Origin of the sequence: Pseudomonas boreofloridensis (assembly GCF_030580795.1) — a bacterium.
GTDB classification, from domain to species: domain Bacteria; phylum Pseudomonadota; class Gammaproteobacteria; order Pseudomonadales; family Pseudomonadaceae; genus Aquipseudomonas; species Aquipseudomonas boreofloridensis.
Genome location: NZ_JAUQOQ010000001.1, coordinates 1 through 20,877, shown reverse-complemented (window position 1 = coordinate 20,877; position 20,877 = coordinate 1). Strand labels below are relative to the sequence as shown.

General features: G+C 66.8%; 3 protein-coding genes. All 3 read left to right on the top strand.

All coding sequences use genetic code 11. From position 1 onward, the window contains the following. The first annotated feature begins 27 nt into the window (after positions 1–27). Positions 28–3,438 (top strand): non-ribosomal peptide synthetase, encoded by a 3,411-nt coding sequence (locus Q6A47_RS00015; protein WP_304482474.1) that lies wholly within the window; start codon positions 28–30, stop codon positions 3,436–3,438. Further along, complete coding sequence (locus Q6A47_RS00010) at positions 3,435–14,417, top strand: non-ribosomal peptide synthetase (protein WP_304482472.1); 10,983 nt, start codon at positions 3,435–3,437, stop codon at positions 14,415–14,417. The genes Q6A47_RS00015 and Q6A47_RS00010 overlap by 4 nt, the downstream gene beginning before the upstream one ends. A gap of 15 nt (positions 14,418–14,432) precedes the next feature. Continuing rightward, a partial coding sequence (locus Q6A47_RS00005) for a non-ribosomal peptide synthetase (RefSeq protein ID WP_304482471.1) occupies positions 14,433–20,877 on the top strand: 6,445 nt, incomplete at its 3' end.

The following is a 20,877-nucleotide window of genomic DNA, read 5'->3' as shown; positions in this document are numbered from 1 at the left end:
CGCCGCCGACCAGCAAGGACCGAAGACATGAATGCCGCAGACGCCCAGACCCTCTCCCGTCGTTTCATCGAGCTGCCCGAGGACAAGCGCCGCCTGTTTCTCGACGGGATGCGGCGCGAGGGCATCGACTTCGCGCAACTGCCCATGCCGTCCTGCGAGGGGCTGGCCGAGCGCGATGGCCTGTCCTATGCCCAGCAGCGCATGTGGTTCCTCTGGCAACTGGAACCGCACAGTGCCGCCTACAACCTGCCGATGGCGGTACGCCTGGACGGCGAGCTGCAGGTGGCGGCGCTGGAGCAGGCCTTCAGCGTGCTGGTCGAGCGCCACGAGTGCCTGCGTACCACCTTCGCCCAGGACGGCGAGCGCGCGGTGCAGCGGGTGGCGCCTGCCGCGCCGCTGCGCCTGCAACTGATCGACCTCAGCGACTGGCCCGAAGCCTCGCGCTGGACGCAGGCGCAGCAGCAGATGGCGGCCCAGGCCAACCAGTCCTTCGACCTGGAGCGCGGGCCGCTGCTGAGCATCGTGCTGCTGCGCCTGGGCGCGCAGGAGCACGTGCTGCTGCTGACCTTGCACCACATCATCGCCGACGGCTGGTCGATGAATATCCTGATCGATGAATTCATGCGCAGCTACGACGCCCTGGTGGCCGGCCAGTCGCCGTCGTTGCCGGCGCTCAAGGTGCACTACCGCGACTACGCCCTGTGGCAGCGCAGTTGGCTGCAGGCCGGCGAGCGCGAGCGCCAGCTTGACTACTGGCGCGATCAATTGGGCGATGAGCACCCACTGCTGGAACTGCCCACCGACCGCCCGTACCCGGCGCAACCCAGTCATCAGGGCGAGCGCCTTGAGCGCGTGCTCGACAGCACGCTGCGCCAACAGCTCAGGCAACTGGCGCAGGCCCACGGCGTGACCCTGTCCACGGTCCTGCTGGCGGCCTTCAAGACCCTGCTTTTGCGCTACAGCGGCCAGACCGACATTCGCGTCGGCGGTCTGATCGCCAACCGCACCCGCAGCGAAACCGAGGGGCTGGTCGGCTTCTTCGTCAACACCCAGGTGCTGCGCAGCCAGCTCGACGCGCAACTGCCGTTCGATGCGCTGCTGGCGCGGCTGCATCAGGCCGTGGTCGGTGCCCAGGCCCATCAGGACCTGCCGTTCGATGCGCTGATCGAAGCCCTGCAACCCAACCGCAGCCAGAGCCACACACCGCTGTTCCAGGTGATGTTCAACCATCAGCCGCTGGTCACCGACCTGCACAGCGTGCAGTTGCAGTCAGGTTTGCGGGTCGGTTACCTGAGCGAGCAGCAGCTGGCCGGCAGCGGTCGTCGTCATGCCGCCACCAGCGACCTGATGCTCGATACCCGCGAGGAAGGCGAGCAGGTGTTCGCCGCCTTCACCTACGCCACCGACATTTTCGACCACGCCACCATCGCGGCGCTGGCTGATCACTGGCAGCAGGTGCTCCAGGCGGTGTGCCGCGATGCCGGCCAGCGCCTGGGCGAACTGGCGCTGATGAGCGACGCCCAGCGCCAGGCGCTGCTGTACCCGGTCGTGCCGAGCGAGGCACTGCTGCCGGCCCACCGCTTGTTCCAGGCCCAGGCCGCGCGCACGCCCCAGGCTCAGGCGCTGGTGCTGGCCGGCGTCGACCAGGCGCCGTCGATGAGCTACGCCGAGCTCGACGCCCGCAGCAACCGCCTGGCCCATCACCTGCGTCAGTGCGGTGTCGGTCCTGACCGACTGGTCGGGGTCGCGCTGGAGCGCTCGCTGGAACTGGCCGTGGCCTTGCTGGCCGTGCTCAAGGCCGGCGGCGCCTACGTGCCGCTGGACGTGCAAGCCCCGGCCGAGCGCCTGGCTCAGGTCTGCGAGGACAGCGGCTTGCAGTGGCTGCTCAGCGACAGCACCGTGTTGCCTGCGTTGCCGACCCAGGCGGGCCTGACCTGCCTGTGCCTGGATCGCCTGGCCCTGGACGCGCTGCCCGCCGAGCCACTGCCGTGCAGCGTCGAGCCGCAGCACCTGGCCTACGTCATCTACACCTCCGGCTCCACCGGACGCCCCAAGGGCGTGGCGGTGAGCCATGGCGCCCTGAGCGAATTCATCGCCCGCGCCATCGACTACAGCGACCTGCGTGAAGGCGACCGCGTATTGCAATTCGCCACCAGCAGCTTCGACGGCTTCATCGAGCAGTTCTTCCCACCGCTGTGTCACGGCGCCTGCGTGGTCATGCGCGATGGCCGGCTGTGGGACAGTGCGGCGCTGCACCAGGTGCTGATCGAACACGGCGTGACCCTCGCCGACCTGCCTGCGGCCTATTGGCACTGGCTGGTGCAGGACTTCGCCGCGCAGCCGCCGGCCAGCTACGGCGCGCTGCGCCAGGTCCACGTCGGCGGCGAGGCCATGGCGGTGGACGGTCTGCGCCTGTGGCACCTGGCCGGGCTGGGTCACGTGCGCCTGCTCAACACCTACGGCCCCACCGAAGCCACGGTGGTCAGCACCGTGCACGACTGCAGCGCGCTGCGCCACGACGCGGTGTCCTGGCGTGGCATCCCCATCGGCCGTGGCTTGGCGGCCCGTCGCCTGTACCTCCTGGACGACGATCTCAACCTGCTGCCGCCAGGCGCGGTGGGCGAGCTGTACATCGGCGGTCCGGGCCTGGCGCGCGGCTACCACCGCCAGAGCGCACTGACCGCGCAGCGCTTCGTCGCCGATCCGTTCGCCAGCGGGGAGCGGCTCTACCGCACGGGCGACCGCGCCCGGCTGAATGCCGAGGGCGCGATCGAGTACGTCGGCCGGGTCGATCACCAGGTCAAGGTGCGCGGTTTCCGCATCGAGTTGGGCGAGATCGAGGCGCGCCTGCAGCACTGCCCGGGCGTGCGCGAGGCCGTGGTGCTGGCGTTGCCACTGCACGGCGGCCTGCAGTTGGTGGCCTACGTGGTGCCGGAGGGCGCGGTGCTGGATGAGGCGGCCGAGCAGACGCGCGTGCGCCAGCAGGTGCGCAGTCTGCTGAAGGCGCAATTGCCCGAGTACATGGTGCCGGGCCATCTGCTGCTGCTGCCGCGCCTGCCGCTGACCGCCAGCGGCAAGCTCGACCGCAAGGCATTGCCGATCCCGGACCCCGGTCAGTTGCAGGCCCAGTACCGGGCGCCGCAGAGCGACCTGGAGCAGCAATTGGCGCAGATCTGGTGCGAGGTGCTGCAGGTCGAGCGGGTCGGGCTGGACGATCACTTCTTCGAGTTGGGCGGGCACTCGTTGCTGGCCGCCCAGGTATTGGCCCGGATCAAGGATCGTCTGGGCCAGGTGGTGGCGCTGCGCAGCCTGTTCGAACGGCCGACGCTGGGCGAGCTGGCTGCTGAGCTGACGCAACAGGCGGCAGGCGGCGCCGACGCCGACGATTGGTCGGAAATGGACGCGTTTCTGGGTTCCTTGGAAGGGGTTGAAGCATGAGCGGCAGCACGGCGGTACGTATTGCACAACGGTTCGTCGGCTTGCCCCTGGAGCAACGCCGGCAATTCCTGGCCAAGCTGCTCGAGCAGGGCAAGGACTTCAGCCTGTTGCCGGTGGTGGAGTCGCGCCACGGCGTCGACAGCCTGCCGCTGTCGTTCGCCCAGCAGCGCCTGCTGTTCCTCTGGCAGTTGGAGCCGCACAGCGCGGCGTACAACATGGCGGCCGCCCTGCGCCTGCGCGGGCGACTCGACGAACAGGCGCTGCAACGCGCCTTCGACCACCTGTTGGCGCGTCACGAAGTGCTGCGCACCGTGTTCGTCACCGAGGGCGAGCAACCGCGTCAAATGGTCCTGCCGCCATCGCCACTGCCGTTGCAGCGCATCGACCTGAGTACCGTACCCGGCGAGCAGCGCGAAGCCGCTTTGGCGGCGCAGGTCGAGCAGGCCAGCGAGCAGCCTTTCGACCTGCTCAGCGGGCCGCTGCTGCGCGCCAGCCTGTACCGGCTGGCGGACGAGGAGCAGGTGCTGCTGGTGAGCATGCACCACATCGTTTCCGACGGCTGGTCAATGGACGTCATGGTCCGTGAGTTCGTGCACGGCTACCAGGCCTTCAGCCAGGGCCAGATGCCGCAATTGCCGGACTTGCCGGTGCAGTACGCCGACTACGCGATCTGGCAGCGGCGCTGGCTGGAAGCCGGGGAGGGCGAGCGTCAGCTCGACTACTGGCGTGGACAACTGGGCGAGGAGCAGCCCTTGCTGGACGTGGCCAGCGACTTTGCGCGTCCGCTGACCCAGAGCTTCGAAGGCCAGACCTTGAGCTTCGATTTCGGCGCCGAGCTGTCGCGGCGCCTGAGTGCCAGCGCTCGGGCCCAGGGCATGACGTTGTTCATGCTGGTGCTCAGCGGCTTTTCGCTGTTCGTCTCGCGCCTGTCGGGCCAGCGCGATATCCGCATCGGTGTACCCAACGCCAACCGTGGACGCGCCGAGGTCGAAGGCCTGATCGGCTTCTTCGTCAACACCCAGGTGTTGCGTTGCCAGGTGGACGAACGCCTGAGCTTCGATGCCCTGCTGAGCCAGGTGCGTGAGGCGGTGCTCGGCGCCCAAGCGCATCAGGAACTGCCGTTCGAGCAACTGGTGGATGCCCTGGTGCCTGAGCGCAACCTGGGCCACAACCCGCTGTTCCAGGTCAAGTTCAACCAGAACGTCGGCATGCAGCGCCAGCGCACCTTGGCGCTGCCGGGGCTGAGCGTGGCCGAGTACCCGCTGGACAAAGCCGGTACCCACTTCGACCTGGCGCTGGACATCACCGACGACGGGCAACTGATCCATGGCCAGATCACCTACGCCAGCGACCTGTACCGCGAGGACACGGTGCAGGCGTTCATTCCGGCTTTCCTGCACTTGCTCGGGCAGCTGCTCGACGCGCCGCACCTGCCGCTGCACCGCCTGGCGCCGAGTGTCGCGCCGGTCGCTGCGTTCGCCGCGGTGCCCTTGGTGCTGGAGCAGTGGCAACGGCAGGTGCAGGCGCAGCCTGACGCCCTCGCGGCGCGCAGCCCCGAACAGCGCCTGAGCTTCGCCGCCCTCGACCAGGCGGCCAATCGCCTGGCTCACCACCTGCGCGCCCAGGGCATTGCCCCAGGCCAGCCGGTGGCGGTGCTGATGGAGCGGTCGCTGGATTGGCTGACCGCCTTGCTGGGCATCCTCAAGGCCGGGGCGGTGTATATGCCGCTCGACACCAAGGCGCCGGATGCGCGCCTGCAACAGATGCTCGCGGCCGCCCAGGCCAAGGCGCTGCTGGTCGCCGCCGATGACCCGCGCGTGCAGCGCCTTGAGGTGGCCGGTTGCCAGGGCCTGGTGTTCTCGCCCGGGCAATGGCAGGCGCAGCCCGACTGCGCGCCGACCCTGAGCCTGTGGGCGGAATCGCCGGCCTACATCATCCATACCTCCGGTTCCACCGGGCAGCCCAAGGGCGTGCTGGTCAGCCATGGCGCCCTGGCCAGCTACGTCGCCGGCCTGCTCGAGCGCTTGGCGCTGGCGCCGCAGGCGAGCATGGCGCTGGTCTCGACCATCGCCGCCGACCTGGGTCATACCGTGCTGTTCGGCGCGTTGTGCTCGGGCCGCACGCTGCATGTGCTGCCCGAGGCGCTGGGCTTCGACCCGGACGCCTTCGCCCGCTACATGGCCGAGCAGCGCGTGGGTGTGTTGAAGATCGTGCCCGGCCACTTGGCGGCCTTGCTGCAGGCTGGTGAGCCAGCCGCCGCGCTGCCCGAGCATGCCTTGATCCTCGGCGGCGAAGCCTGCCCGCCGGCGTTGCTGGAGCAGGTGCGTCGGCTCAAGCCGGGTTGCCGGCTGATCAACCACTACGGCCCGAGCGAAACCACGGTCGGCGTGCTCACCCACGAGATCGCCGAGCTGGCCGCCGATGCGCGCAGCGTGCCGGTCGGCCAAGCGTTGCCCGCTGCCCATGCGCTGCTGCTCGACGACGTGCTCAATCCGGTGGCCGATCAGGTCGCCGGCGAGCTGTACATCGGCGGCGCCAGCGTCGCCCAGGGTTATCTGGGCCAACCGGGACTGACCGCCGAGCGCTTCGTGCCAGACCCGGCGCAGCCGGGGGCGCGGCTGTACCGCAGTGGCGATCGCTTGCGGCGTAATCGCTTGGGCCAATTGGAATTCATCGGCCGCGCCGACGACCAGGTCAAGGTGCGCGGCTACCGCATCGAGCCGGCCGAAGTCAGCCGGGTGCTGCTGGGCCTGGAGGGTGTCGGGGAGGCGGTGGTGCTGGCGGTGCCGATGGACGGCGATGCCGAGCGCCTGCATCTGGTGGCCTGGTGCGTACCGCGTGCTGGCCATGCGCTGGAGGCCGAGGTGCTGCGTCAGCAGCTGCAGGCCCTGTTGCCCGACTATATGGTGCCGACCCAGCTCGTGCTGCTCGAACGCCTGCCCCTGACCGCCAACGGCAAGCTCGACAAGCGCGCGCTGCCAGCCCCCGGTGCGCCACGGCAGCAGTTCGTGGCGCCGCAGGGCATCGTCGAGCAGACCCTGGCTGCGATCTGGTGCGAGGTGCTCAAGCTGGAGCAAGTGGGCAGCACCGACAACTTCTTCGAGCTGGGCGGCGACTCGATCCTCAGCCTGCAGATCATCGCTCGCGCCAAACGCCAGGGCCTCAAGCTCAGCCCCAAACAACTGTTCGAGAAACAGACCATCGGCCAGTTGGCAGCGGTGGCCAAGATCATCGAGAAAAAGACCGCGCAGCCGGTCGTGGAGCAGGTCACTGGCCACCTGCCGTTGTTGCCGATCCAGGCGCGCTTCTTCGACACCGACATTGTCCAGCGTGGGCACTGGAACCAGGCGTTGATGCTCCAACCGGTGCAGCCGCTGCGCGCCGAATGGCTGCGCACGGCCTTGCATGCGCTGGTCATGCAGCATGACGCTTTGCGTCTGCGCTTTGTCCAGGGCGAGGCCTGGCAGGCCGAATTCCACAGTGCCGTGGACCCCGACCTGCTGTGGACCCGCCAACTGGACGACCCTGACACCTTGACCGCGCTGGCCGACAGCGCCCAGCGCAGTCTCGACCTGAGCCACGGGCCGCTGCTGCGCGCCGTGCTGGTGACGTTGCCCGACGCTACCCAGCGCGTGTTGCTGGTGATTCACCACCTGGTGGTCGACGGCGTGTCCTGGCGGGTGCTGCTCGAAGATTTGCAGCAGGCCTACCGCGCCGTCGCCAGCGGGCAGGCCGTGAGCCTGCCGGCCAAGACCAGTTCGCTCAAGGCCTGGGCCGAGCGCCTGGGCCTGTATGCCCAGTCTCCGGCGCTGCAGGCCGAGGCCAAGTACTGGCTGGCCTGCCTGGAAGCGCCTGTCAGCCCCTTGCCGCTGGACGATGCCAACGCTGCCCGCACCCAGCGCGAGGTGGCCCACGCCACATCACGCCTGGACGCCCAGCAGACCCGCGCCTTGCTGCAAGTGGCGCCGGCGGCCTACCACACCCAGGTCAACGACCTGCTGCTGACCGCCCTGGCGCAGGTACTGTGCGAGTGGACCGACAGCCCGTCGGTGCTGATCCAGCTCGAAGGGCATGGTCGCGAAGACCTGTTCGACGAACTCGACCTGAGCCGAACCGTTGGCTGGTTCAGCAGCCTGTTCCCGGTGCGCCTGACGCCCGGCAGCGGCGCGCTCGGCGCCGGCCTGTGCGCCATCAAGGAGCAATTGCGTGGCGTGCCGAACAAGGGCATCGGCTACGGCATCCTGCGCTACCTGGGTGAGCCGGCACTGCGCGCACGTCTGCAAGCGGCGCCACAGCCCCAGGTCACCTTCAACTACCTGGGCCAGTTCGACGGCAGCTTCGCCGAGGCCGAGGGCGCGCTGTTCAGGCCTGCCCGGGAGTCGAACGGCGCCACACAGGCCGAGGACAGCCCCCTGGGGAACTGGCTGAGCATCAACGGTCAGGTCTACCAGGGCGAGTTGGAACTGGACTGGAGTTTCAGTCAGGCGGTACTGCGTCCGGCGACCGTCCAGGCCCTGGCCCGGCGTTACGAGCAGGTGCTGGGCGAACTGGTCGAGCACTGCGCTCGGGCACCGCACCAGGGCGTGACCCCCTCGGACTTCCCGCTGGCGAGCGTGACCCAGGCCCAGCTCGACAGCCTGGCGCTGCCCGCCAGCGATATCGAAGACCTCTACCCGCTGTCGCCCATGCAGCAGGGCATGCTGTTCCACAGCCTCTATGCCCAGGCGTCCGGCAACTACATCAACCAGTTGCGGGTCGATGTGCAGGGGTTGGACGTGGCCCGCTTCCGCCAGGCTTGGCAGGATGCGGTGAACGCCCACGCGGTGCTGCGCAGCAGCTTCCCGCAGGACCTGCCGGTGGCGCTGCAAGTGGTGCGCCGCCACGTGTGCGTGCCGTTCAGCGAGCATGACCGCTGCGCGTCGGCGACATTGGTCGAGGACCTCGACGCGCTGGCCCTGGCCGAGCGCCAGGCAGGCTTCGACCTGGCGACAAGTCCGCTGCTGCGCCTGAGCCTGGTGCGCACGGGCGATGGCCGTCATCACCTGATCTACACCAGCCACCATATCCTCATGGACGGCTGGAGCAGTTCACGTCTGCTCGGCGAGGTGCTGCAGCGCTATGCCGGTGTCACGCCGGCGCTGGGCGAGGGCCGCTACCGTGACTACATCCAGTGGTTGCAGGTCCAGGATGTGCAGGTCAGCGAAGGCTTCTGGCACGAGCGCCTGGCGGCGCTGGACGAGCCGACTCGCCTGGCGCAGGCGCTCAAAGGCGGGGCGTCGGGCGAAGGGCAGGGCCTCCACGCGCTGGAACTCGACGGGGCGCAGACCCAGCGCTTGGCCGAGTTTGCCCGCGAGCAGCGGGTGACCCTCAATACCCTGGTGCAGGCGGCGTGGCTGATGCTGTTGCAGCGCTACACCGGGCAGTCGAGCGTGGCCTTCGGTGCCACGGTGGCGGGGCGTCCGGCGGACCTCCCAGGTATCGAAGAACAGCTCGGGCTGTTCATCAATACCTTGCCTGTGGTCGCCAGCCCACGTCCGGAACTGAGCGTGGCGGACTGGGTGCAGCAGGTGCAGGCGTTGAACCTGGCCTTGCGCGAGCACGAGCACACGCCGCTGTACGACATTCAGCGCTGGGCCGGTCGCGGCGGCGAGGCGCTGTTCGACAACATTCTGGTGTTCGAGAACTACCCGGTAGCCGAAGCCCTGCAGCAGGCTGCACCGGCTGGACTGCGCTTTGGCGAGGTGCGCACGCAAGAGCGCACCAATTACCCACTGACCGTGGTGGTGCAGGTGGGCGAGCGCTTGCAGGCGAGCCTGGGCTTCGATCTTGCCTGCTTCGATTCATCGACCATTGCCCAGGTGGCCGAGCACTTCCAGCACCTGCTGCTGCAGTTGCTCGATGACGCCCAGCGTCCGTTGGGCGAGGTGGCATTGCCGCCCTTGCCGTTGCAGGCCATTGCTGACTATCCGAGTACGGAGTCGATTCACGCGTTGATCGAAGCCCAGGCGGCGCGCGTGCCCGAGGCCATTGCGCTGACGTTTGCCGAGCAGTCGCTGAGCTATGGCGACTTGAACCGCCGTGCGAACCGCTTGGCGCACAAGCTGCGCGAGCAGGGTGTTGGACCGGATGTGCTGGTGGGCCTGGCGGTGGAGCGCGGGATCGAGATGATCGTCGGGTTGTTGGCGATCCTCAAGGCGGGCGGGGCGTATGTGCCGTTGGACCCGGAGTACCCGCAGGATCGCTTGAGCTACATGATTGAAGACAGCGGTATTGCGCTACTGGTGACTCAACAGCGCCTGCTGGCCGATCTGCCCGCGCCGGCTTCGGTGCGCAGCCTTGTGCTTGAAGCCGATCTTGATGGCTACAGCGATGAAAATCCTGAGCACCTGACTCAGCCGGACAACTTGGCGTATGTGATCTATACCTCCGGTTCGACTGGCAAACCAAAGGGCACCTTGCTCCCGCATCACAACGTGTTGCGCTTGTTCAAGGCGACCGAGAACTGGTTCTCTTTTGACCAGAATGATGTCTGGACCCTGTTCCACTCCTACGCCTTCGATTTCTCGGTCTGGGAAATCTTCGGCGCGCTGCTGCATGGCGGGCGTTTGGTGATCGTGCCGCGTGAGGTGACGCGCTCTCCTGAAGACTTCCATCAGCTGCTGGTCGAGCAGGGCGTTACGGTGCTGAACCAGACGCCCTCGGCGTTCAAACCGTTGATGCGTGTCGCGTGTGAAAGCGCTTCCGACCTGGCCCTGCGCTCCGTCATCTTCGGCGGCGAAGCCCTGGATGTACCTGCCTTGCAGCCCTGGTTCGAGCGTTTCGGCACAGGCTGCGACAACCTGGTCAACATGTATGGCATCACTGAAACCACGGTGCACGTGACTTATCGCCCGATTCGTTTCGAAGACACGCAACAAACCAGCAGCCCCATCGGCGCTGCGATTCCTGACTTGTCGATGTACGTATTGGACGCCGATTTCAACCCAGTGGCCCCAGGTTGCAGCGGCGAACTGCACGTCGGCCACGCGGGCTTGGCACGCGGTTACCACAACCGGCCTTCGCTTACTGCCGAGCGCTTCGTACCAGACCCGTTCTCAAACGAAGGCGGTCGTCTGTATCGCACCGGCGATCTGGCCCGTTACCGCAGCCAGGCAGTGATCGAATACGTCGGCCGCATCGACCACCAAGTGAAGATTCGCGGTTTCCGCATCGAGCTGGGTGAAATCGAAGCCCGCCTGCACGCTCACGAGGCCGTGCGCGAAGTGCTGGTGCTGGACATCGACGGGGCCGGGGGCAAGCAGCTTGCGGCTTATCTGATCGCGCAGGATGCGCAAGTCGATCACAGCGAACTGCGCGAAGTGCTCAAGCAACACCTCAAATCGCAACTGCCGGATTACATGGTGCCGACCCATTTCCTGGTGCTGGAGGCCTGGCCTCTCACCGCCAACGGCAAACTGGACCGCAAGGCCCTGCCCAAACCAGACGCCAGCCAATTGCAAAAGGGCTACGTGGCACCGCGCACGGCACTGGAACAGCAACTGGCCGCGATCTGGAGCGAAGTGCTCAACGTCGAGCAGGTGGGTCTGCACGACAACTTCTTCGAGCTGGGCGGTCATTCGCTGTTGGCCACGCAAGTGACCTCACGCATCCGCCAGCGCCTGAACCTGGAAGTACCGCTGCGGGCCTTGTTCGAATCTGCGGATCTGGCGACCTTCGCCCAGGCCGCCGCCGAGGCCAGCGCCAGTCAGGCACCCGCCTTCACCCACGCCGACCGCAGTCAGCCCCTGGCGCTGTCCTACGCACAGCAACGCCAGTGGTTCCTCTGGCAACTGGAGCCCGACAGCGCGGCCTACAACATTCCCTCGGCCCTGCGCTTGACCGGCGAGCTGGACGTGGAGGCCTTGCGCTACAGCTTCGCCTCGCTGACGGCCCGTCACGAAACCTTGCGCACCACCTTCCGCCAGCAGGGCGTCAGCGCCGAACAGATCGTCCATGCAGCGTTGCCGGTCGCGCTGGACATCGTCGAGGCCTCTGCGGTCAGCGCCGATCTGCCGCGCTGGATCGAGCAGCAGGTGCGCCAACCGTTCGACCTGGAGCAAGGCCCGCTGCTGCGCGCACGCCTGCTGCGCCTGGCTGCCGACGAACATGTGCTGGTGCTGGTGCTGCACCATATCGTCGCCGATGGCTGGTCGATGCCGATCCTCATCGAGGAGTTGGTCGACGGTTACCAGAGCCACCTTCAAGGCCGTGAACCCGTGCGCCCGGCCCTGGCCTTCCAGTACGCCGACTACGCGGCCTGGCAACGCCAGTGGATGGACGCCGGCGAGCAGCAGCGTCAGTTGGACTACTGGCAGCAGCAACTGGGCGGCGAGCAGCCGGTGCTGGAACTGCCCACCGACCGACCGCGCCCGGCCGTGCAGCAGTACGACGGCGCACGCTTGCCGATCGACTTGCCACCGGCGCTGGTGGTGCAACTGCGGCAACTGGCGGCACGTCAGGACGTCACCTTGTTCATGCTGCTGCTGGCCTCGTTCCAGACCCTGCTGCACCGTCACTCCGGGCAGGCGGCCATTCGTGTCGGCGTGCCGGTGGCCAACCGCACCCGTGCCGAGACCGAGGGCTTGATCGGATTCTTCGTCAACACTCAGGTGCTCGATGCCCATTTCAGCTCGCCACTGCGCTTCGACGCGCTGCTGCAGCAGGTCAAGCGCACCGCCCTCGGCGCGCAGGCCCATCAGGAGCTGCCGTTCGAGCAACTGGTCGAGGCCTTGCAGCCGGAGCGCAGCCTGAGCCACAGCCCGCTGTTCCAGGTGATGTTCAACCATCAGGCCCAGGTCTCGGGCGAGGCGCGTCAGATCGCCGGACTGCACCTGCAGGCCATCACCGCCGACAAGCACAGCGCGCCGTTCGACCTGACCCTGGACACTGTCGAGCACCAGGGCGGGCTGAGCGCGACCTTCACCTACGCCACCAGCTTGTTCGATGCCGTCAGCGTCGCCCGACTGGCCGAGCACTGGCGCAACCTGCTGCAGGGCATCTGCGACGACGCCACGCAACCGGTCGAGGCGCTGCCGTTGCTAGCGGTCGCCGAGCGCGAGCGCACGCTGTACCAGTTCAATGACAGTGCCACGGTCTATCCACGCGAACAGAGCGTGGTGCAGTTGTTCGAAGCCCAGGTGGCTCGCACGCCGCAGGCCACGGCTGCGGTACTTGGCGAGCAGTCCCTGAGCTACGAAGCACTCAATCGACGGGCCAACGCGCTGGCTCATCACCTGCGCTCATGCGGTGTCGGCCCCGAAGTGCTGGTGGGCATCGCTGTGCCGCGCAGCTTCGATTTGCTGGTCGGTCTGCTGGCGGTGCTCAAGGCCGGCGGTGCCTATGTGCCGCTGGACCCGCAGTTCCCTCGCGACCGCTTGGCCTACATGCTCGAAGACAGCGGCGTCGAGCTGCTGCTGACCCAGAGCGCGCTGCTGCAACAATTGCCGATCCCGCAGCAGGTGCAGTGCCTGTGTCTGGACCAGGCGCTGCCAGGCAGCCTGCGCGAGGACAATCCACCGTGCCTCACCCAGGCGCAGAATCTGGCCTATGTGATCTACACCTCTGGCTCGACCGGCAAGCCCAAGGGCGTGACCATTCGTCACGACGCGTTGGTCAACTTCCTTTGCAGCATGGGCCGCGAACCAGGGCTGGCGGCCCATGACAAGGTACTGGCGCTGACCTCGCTGTCGTTCGACATCGCGGCATTGGAGCTGTACCTGCCACTGCTGAGCGGCGCCTGTGTGGTGCTGCTGGACGAGCAGGTCAACAAAGACCCGCAGGCCCTGCTGGCGGTGATCGCGCGGCAGGGCGTGAGCGTCATCCAGGCCACGCCATCGACCTGGCGCATGCTGCTGGATGCTGCCGCGCCCCGGGCCTTCGCCGGCAAGACCGTATTGTGCGGCGGCGAAGCGCTCAGCGCCGAACTGGCCCAGCGGCTTATCGACCACAGCGGTCATGTGTGGAATGTCTACGGGCCGACCGAGACCACCATCTGGTCGGCCTGTCACTACCTGACCCACAGCGACGATGTCTGGTTGGGCCGGCCGTTGGCCAACACCCGCCTGCATGTGCTGGGTGACACGTTGCAGGTGCTGCCACAGGGGGCGCGCGGCGAGCTGCTGATCGGCGGCGACGGCCTGGCCCGTGGTTACCACCAGCGCCCAGGCCTCACCGCCGAGCGCTTCGTGCCCGATCCTTACGCCCGCGAGCCGGGGGCGCGGTTGTACCGCACCGGTGACCTGGTGCGCTACCGCGAGGGTGGAGTGATCGAGTACGTCGGCCGTCTGGACCACCAGGTGAAGATCCGAGGTTTCCGCATCGAACTGGGCGAAATCGAAGAGCGTTTGCTGGCGCACCCGGCCGTGCGCCAGGCGTCGGTGATCGATATCGACGCTGCCACCGGCAAGCAACTGGTCGCCTACCTGGTGCTGCACCACGCCGAGGACAGCGCGGACAGCCTGCGTGCGGCGCTGCGCAGTCACCTCAAGGCGGGCCTGCCGGACTACATGGTGCCCAGCCACTGGGTGGACGTACCGGCCATGCCGTTGACGCCCAACGGCAAGCTCGACCGCAAGGCCCTGCCCATGCCTGACCCGCGCGCGTTGCAGCCTGGCCACGTGGCGCCGGTCAGCGAACTGGAGCAAACCCTGGCGGCGATCTGGGCGCAGGTGCTGCACGTTGAGCAGGTAGGGCTGCAGGACAACTTCTTCGAGCTGGGCGGCCATTCGTTGCTGATCGTCCAGGTGATCGCCCAGGTGCGCGAGCAGTTGGGTGTCGAGCTGAGCCTGAACCAGTTGTTCGAACAAGCCACCTTGGCCGACTTCGCTCGACTGGTCGACAGCCTGCGTGGGCAGCGTGCCAGCGCCCATGACGAACTGACTAAATCCCTGGAGGCACTGAAACGTCTTACAGCACAGGAAATAGATAATCTGATCGCTTAGCGGGAGACCTTCAAAGTGCAAGAGCTGCTCGACTCCGTGAAGTCGCTGTCCACCAAGGAGCGCAAGGCGTTGGCTGCCTTGCTCAAGCGACAGGGTGTCAATCTCTACGGGGTCACCCCGATCTTCAGGAGGGAACCTGCAGACGGGACAGCGCTCTCCTACGCGCAGCAGCGCCAATGGTTCCTCTGGCAGCTCGACCCGCACAGCGCCGCCTACAACATCCCGGCGGCGCTGCGTTTGAACGGCCAGTTGGACAGCGCGGCGTTGCAGCGCAGTTTCGACCAGTTGCTGGCACGCCATGAGACCCTGCGCACCACCTTCGCCCAGGACGGTGACGAGGCGGTGCAGATCGTCCATGCGAGCCTGCCCATGGAGGTGGTGGTCGAATCGTTGTCGCTGAGCGACCCTGGCGAGCGTGAGGCGGCCATCAAGGCGCGGGTCGAGGCGCACATGCAGCAGCCGTTCGACCTGGAGCGCGGGCCGCTGCTGCGGGTGCGTCTGCTGGCACTGGGCGCCGATGAGCATGTATTGATGCTGTGCGTGCACCACATCATCTGCGATGGTTGGTCGATGCCGATCCTGATCGACGAGCTCATCCGTCTGTACCAGGCCGAGTGCCAGGGTGTGCCGGCGGCGCTGGCGGCGTTGCCGATCCAGTACGCCGACTACGCCCTGTGGCAACGCGACTGGATGCAGGCTGGCGAGCAGGAACGTCAGTTGGGTTACTGGCGCGAGCGTCTGGCGGGTGAGCAGCCGGTGCTGGAATTGCCCACCGATCATCCGCGTCCGCTGGTGCAGAGTTTGCGCGGCGCACGCCTGCCCATCGCCTTCGAGGCGTCGCTGGCCCAGGCGCTCAAGGACCTGGCCCGGCAGCAGGGCGTGACCCTGTTCATGTTGCTTCTGGCCTCGTTCCAGACCGTGCTGCACCGCTACAGCGGTCAGGGCGAGATCCGCGTCGGGGTGCCGGTGGCCAACCGCAGCCGCGCCGAGACCCAGGGCCTGATCGGCTTCTTCGTCAACACCCAGGTGCTCGATGCCCGCTTCACGCCGACCCTGACCTTCAACGACCTGCTGCAACAGGTGCGCCAGACCGCCTTGCAGGCCCAGGCGCACCAGGATCTGCCGTTCGAGCAACTGGTCGAAGCCTTGCAGCCGGAGCGCAGCCTGAGCCACAACCCGCTGTTCCAGGTGATGTTCAACCACCAGGCCGCCCAGCGTGGCGCCGCCCGGCAATTGCCGGGCTTGAGCGTGCAAGGGCTGGAGTGGGACAGCTACACCGCGCAACTCGACCTAAGCCTGGACACCTACGAAAGCGACGACGGCCTCACGGCGGCCATGACCTACGCCTGCGACCTGTTCGAGCGCAGCAGCATCGAGCGCCTGGCGGGTCACTGGCAGGCCCTGCTGCGCGAGATCGTCCGTCAACCGAGACAACTGATCGGCGAGTTGGCCCTGATGAATGCCGCACAGGTGCAGCAGCTCAAGGACCAGGGTGCCCATCGTGTCGACTTCAGCGACCAGCGCTGCGTGCACGAACTGATCGCGGCGCGTGCGGCCCAGACGCCGCACGCTGTTGCGCTGGACTGTGAGGGTAAGTCCCTGACCTACCAGGCCCTCAACGGTCGCGCCAACCGTATCGCCCATCGCCTGCGCGCACTGGGCGTTGGCCCGGACGTGGCGGTCGGCATCGCCATCGAGCGCAGCCTGGACATGGTGGTGGGCGTGCTGGCGGTGCTCAAGGCCGGGGGCACCTATGTGCCGCTGGACCCGGAATATCCCGCCGAGCGCTTGAGCTACATGATGCAAGACAGTGGCCTGCACCTGCTGCTGACCCAGGCCCCGGTGCTGGCCCGGCTGAGCGTGCCCGAGCAGGTGCGCAGCCTGTGCCTGGACCAGGGCGACGACTGGCTGCAAGGCTGCAGCGAGGACGATCCGCAGAACCTGACCGAGCCTGCGAACCTGGCCTACATCATGTACACCTCCGGCTCCACCGGTCGTCCCAAGGGTGTCGGTATCAGCGCCGCGGCCCTGACCGAGCATGCCCTGGGCTTCGCCGCGTTCTGCCAACTGAGCGATGCAGACCGCGTGCTGCAGTTCTCCACGTTCAACTTCGATGCCTTCGTCGAGCAGTTGTACCCCTCGCTGATCGTCGGCGCGCGCATCCTGCTGCGCGGCCCGACGCTGTGGGACAGCGAGACCTGGTATCGCCAGGTGCTGGAGCACGGCATCACCTTCAGCGATCTGCCGACGGCCTACTGGTACATGCTGGCCAAGGATTTTGCCGTCAAGGGCCCGCGCGCCTATGGCGCGCTGCGTCGCGTGCACATGGGGGGCGAGGCGATGGCCGCCGACGGGGTGCCGGCGTGGCGCGCGGCGGGCCTGGCTCATGTCGAGCTGATCAACACCTACGGCCCGACCGAGGCGACGGTGACCATCACCAGCCAGGACTGCACCGCCTATGTCACTGAACAGGCGCCGCTGCCTAGCCAGATTCCGATCGGCAAGGCCTTGGCCGGGCGCAGCATTTACCTGGTCGATGCTGCGGGCAACCTGGCCCTGCCGGGCGCCATCGGCGAACTGCTGGTCGGAGGCGAACTGCTGGCGCGCGGGTATCACCAGCGTCCTGGGCTCAGTGCCGAACGCTTCATTCCCGACCCGTTCGGCGACCGGGCAGGCGGGCGCCTGTACCGCACCGGCGATCTGGCGCGCTACAACGCCGACGGCGTCATCGAATTCGCCGGCCGGGTCGATCATCAGGTCAAGATCCGCGGTTTCCGTATCGAACTGGGTGAGATCGACGCCAAGTTGCGCGAACACCCGGGCATTCGCGAAGTGCTGGTGGTGGACATCGACGGTCCGGCCGGTAAACAGCTGGCGGCCTACCTGGTGCCGAGCGCGCCGCTGCAGCCGGAGCTGCGCGGCGACCTGCTGCGCCATCTGAAGGCCAGCCTGCCGGACTACATGGTGCCTGCGCACCTGATCTTCCTCGACGCCTTGCCGCAGACGCCCAACGGCAAGCTCGACCGCAAGGCCCTGCCCAAGCCCGACAGCAGCCAGGTGCAGGCTGACTATCAGGCCCCGCGCAGTGTGCTGGAACAGCGTCTGGCCGAGATCTGGGCCGAGGTACTGAAGGTCGAGCGCGTGGGCCTGGGCGATAACTTCTTCGAGCTGGGTGGGCATTCGCTGCTGGCCACCCAAGTCACTGCGCGTATCCGTCAGCGCCTGAACCTGGAAGTGTCGCTGCGCAGCCTGTTCGAGGCTGCCGACCTGCAAGCTTTCGCCGAGCGCGCCGAGCAGGGCACGGGCCAGCAGGCGCTGGCATTCACTCATGTCGACCGCAGCCAGCCGCTGGCGCTGTCCTACGCCCAGCAGCGCCAGTGGTTCCTCTGGCAATTGCAGCCGGACAGCGCGGCCTACAACATTCCCTCGGCCTTGCGGCTCAATGGCGCGCTGGACGTGCAGGCGCTGCGCCGCAGCTTCAGCGCGCTGGTCGCCCGCCACGAGACCCTGCGCACCACTTTCCACGAGCACGGCGATCAAACCTGGCAGCGTATTCATGCGCCGAGTGAATTCGACCTGCCGGTCGAGGCCGTCACCGAAGCCGCCGTGCTGGCACGGGTGGCGGAGGAGGTCGCACAGCCGTTCGACCTGGAGCAGGGGCCGCTGCTGCGGGCGCGTCTGCTGCGCCTGGAGGAAGACGCGCATGTGTTGGTGCTGACCCTGCACCACAGCGTGGCCGACGGTTGGTCGATGCCGATCATGGTCGATGAGGTGGTGCGCCTGTACGCCGGCTTCTGCCAGGGGCAGGCGTGCGTATTGCCGCCCTTGGCGTTTCAGTACGCCGACTACGCGGCGTGGCAGCGCAACTGGATGGAAGGCGGCGAGCAGGTCCGGCAGTTGGCCTACTGGCGCCAGCAACTGGGCGAGGAGCAACCGCTGCTGGAGCTGCCGCTGGACCGCCCGCGCGGCCAGGTGCAGGACCCGGCCGGCGCGCGCCTGAACGTCAACCTCCCGCCGGCGTTGGCGCAGGCCTTGAAAGTCACGGCGCGCCAGCATGGCGTGACCCTGTTCATGGTGTTGTTGGCCTCGTTCCAGACCCTGTTGCACCGGGTCTCCGGGCAGCGCGATATTCGTGTCGGGGTGCCGATCGCCAACCGTACGCGTGCCGAAACCGAGGGCCTGATCGGCTTCTTCGTCAACACCCAAGTGCTCAAGGCCGAATTCTCGCCCCAGCTGACCGTCGCCGATCTGCTGCAGCAGGTCCGGCACACGGCCTTGCAGGCCCAGGCCCATCAGGACCTGCCGTTCGAGCAGTTGGTCGAGGCGTTGCAGCCGGAGCGCAGCCTGAGCCATAACCCGCTGTTCCAGGTGCTGTTCAACCATCAGACCTACGGCGACGACCCGATTCGCGAGGTGGCGGGCCTGTGTGTCGAAGCGCTGGAGTGGGGCAGCCAGACCAGCCAGTTCGACTTGACGCTGGATACCGCCGAGCACGCCCAAGGCCTCGACGCTACGCTGACATATGCCACGGCGCTGTTCGACCGTAGCAGCGTCGAGCGCCTGGCCCGGCAGTGGCGCAACCTGCTGCAGGCCCTCTGCGACGATGCGGCGCAGCGCGTGGCGCAGTTGCCGCTGCTTGACGACGCCGAGCGCGTACAGCTGCTCGCTGAGTGTGGCGCTAGTGCGCAGTATCCGCGTGAGTCGTGCCTGCCAGCATTGATCGAAGCCCAGGTTGCGCGGGCACCGCAGGCCATTGCGCTGACGTTTGCCGAGCAGTCGCTGAGCTATGGCGACTTGAACCGCCGTGCGAACCGCTTGGCACACAAGCTGCGCGAGCAGGGCGTGGGGCCGGATGTGCTGGTGGGCCTGGCGGTGGAGCGCGGGGTCGAGATGATTATCGGGTTGTTGGCGATCCTCAAGGCGGGCGGGGCGTATGTGCCTTTGGACCCGGAGTATCCGCAGGACCGTCTGAGCTACATGATCGAAGACAGCGGTATTGCGCTACTGGTGACTCAACAGCGCCTGCTGGCCAATCTGCCGGTGCCGGCTTCGGTGCGTAGTCTTGTGCTTGAAGCCGATCTTGATGGCTACAGCGATGAAAATCCTGAGCACCTGACTCAGCCGGATAACTTGGCGTATGTGATCTATACCTCCGGTTCGACTGGCAAACCAAAGGGCACCTTGCTCCCGCATCACAACGTATTGCGCTTGTTCAAGGCGACCGAGAACTGGTTCTCCTTTGACCAGAATGATGTCTGGACCCTGTTCCACTCGTACGCCTTCGATTTCTCGGTCTGGGAAATTTTCGGTGCGCTGCTGCACGGTGGGCGTCTGGTGATCGTGCCGCGTGAGGTGACGCGCTCTCCTGAAGACTTCCACCAGTTACTGGTCGAGCAGGGCGTCACGGTGCTGAACCAGACGCCGTCGGCATTCAAGCCGCTGATGCGTGTCGCGTGTGAAAGTGCTTCCGACCTGGCCCTGCGCTCCGTCATCTTCGGCGGCGAAGCTCTGGATGTACCTGCCTTGCAGCCCTGGTTCGAGCGTTTCGGCAAAGACTGCGACAACCTGGTCAATATGTACGGCATCACCGAAACCACGGTGCACGTGACTTATCGCCCGATCCGTTTCGAAGACACGCAACAAACCAGCAGCCCCATCGGCGCTGCAATTCCTGATCTGTCGATGTACGTACTGGACGCCGATTTCAACCCAGTGGCCCCAGGTTGCAGCGGCGAATTGCACGTCGGCCATGCCGGTCTGGCGCGCGGTTACCACAACCGGCCTTCGCTTACTGCCGAGCGCTTCGTACCGGATCCGTTCTCCCGCGAGGGCGGTCGTCTGTATCGCACCGGCGATCTGGCCCGCTACCGCAGCCAGGCAGTGATCGAATACGTCGGCCGCATCGACCACCAAGTGAAGATTCGCGGTTTCCGCATCGAGCTGGGTGAAATCGAAGCCCGCCTGCATGCCCACGAGGCGGTGCGTGAAGTGCTGGTGCTGGATATCGACGGGGCCGGGGGCAAGCAACTCGCGGCCTATCTGATCGCGCAGGATACGCAAGTCGATCACAGCCAACTGCGTGACGCGCTCAAGCAGCACCTGAAAGCTCAACTGCCGGACTACATGGTTCCGACCCATTTCCTGGTGCTGAACGCCTGGCCGCTCACCGCCAACGGCAAACTGGACCGCAAGGCCCTGCCCAAGCCAGACGCCAGCCAACTGCAAAAAGGCTACGTCGCCCCGCGCACGGCACTGGAACAGCAACTGGCTGCGATCTGGAGCGAAGTGCTCAACGTTGAGCAAGTGGGTCTGCACGACAACTTCTTCGCGCTGGGCGGTCATTCGCTGTTGGCCACGCAAGTGACCTCACGCATCCGCCAGCGCCTGAACCTGGAAGTACCGCTGCGGGCCTTGTTCGAATCTGCGGATCTGGCGACCTTCGCCCAGGCCGCCGCCGAGG

Bases quoted from the DNA above. Each gene is read 5' to 3' on its own strand.
- Q6A47_RS00015 (WP_304482474.1), top strand. From the start codon at position 28: ATGAATGCCGCAGACGCCCAGACCCTCTCCCGTCGTTTCATCGAGCTG.
- Q6A47_RS00010 (WP_304482472.1), top strand. From the start codon at position 3,435: ATGAGCGGCAGCACGGCGGTACGTATTGCACAACGGTTCGTCGGCTTG.